This window comes from Rhizobium chutanense, from assembly GCF_002531935.1.
Taxonomy (GTDB): domain Bacteria; phylum Pseudomonadota; class Alphaproteobacteria; order Rhizobiales; family Rhizobiaceae; genus Rhizobium; species Rhizobium chutanense.
The window spans coordinates 1-617 of the sequence record NZ_NWSV01000093.1; the positions used below are offsets into that span (position 1 = coordinate 1).

Annotated in this window: 1 protein-coding gene; it reads left to right on the forward strand. The window is 62.6% G+C overall.

The window, feature by feature from the left end:
- Positions 1 to 617, forward strand: a 617-nt coding sequence (locus tag CO666_RS33435) for a calcium-binding protein (RefSeq protein ID WP_143540439.1), incomplete at both ends; no start/stop codon positions are given.

The window sequence follows — 617 nt, forward strand, 5'->3', positions numbered from 1 at the left end:
ACCTATAGCGGTACGGTAGCGTTTACGGGCACAGGCAATGACCTTGCCAACACGATCACCGGCGGTGCCGGCAACGATCTGCTTGACGGCGGGGTCGGCAATGACACGCTGATCGGCGGTGCCGGCAACGACACCTATATTGTCGATGACGTTGCCGACGTGGTCACCGAAGGGCTGAATGCAGGAACCGATCTGATCAAGACGGCGCTTGCGAGCTATACGCTCGGCAACAATGTCGAGAAGCTGACCTATACGGGATCGGCCAGCTTTACCGGCACCGGCAATGCGCTCGTCAACACGATCACCGGCGGTGCCGGCAACGACACGCTCGACGGCGGCGCCGGCAACGACACGCTGATCGGCGGTGCCGGCAACGACACCTATGTGGTCGACAGTGCGAGCGACGTGATCACTGAGGGTCTCAGCGACGGCACCGACGAAGTCCGCACGGGACTTGCCGCCTATTCGATCGCCGCGCTGGCCAATGTCGAGAACCTGACCTATACGGGGTCCGCCAACTTCACCGGCACCGGCAATGCGCTTGCCAACACGATCACTGGCGGCGCCGGCAACGATCTGCTGAATGGCGGGGTAGGTGCAGACATCCTGATCGGCGG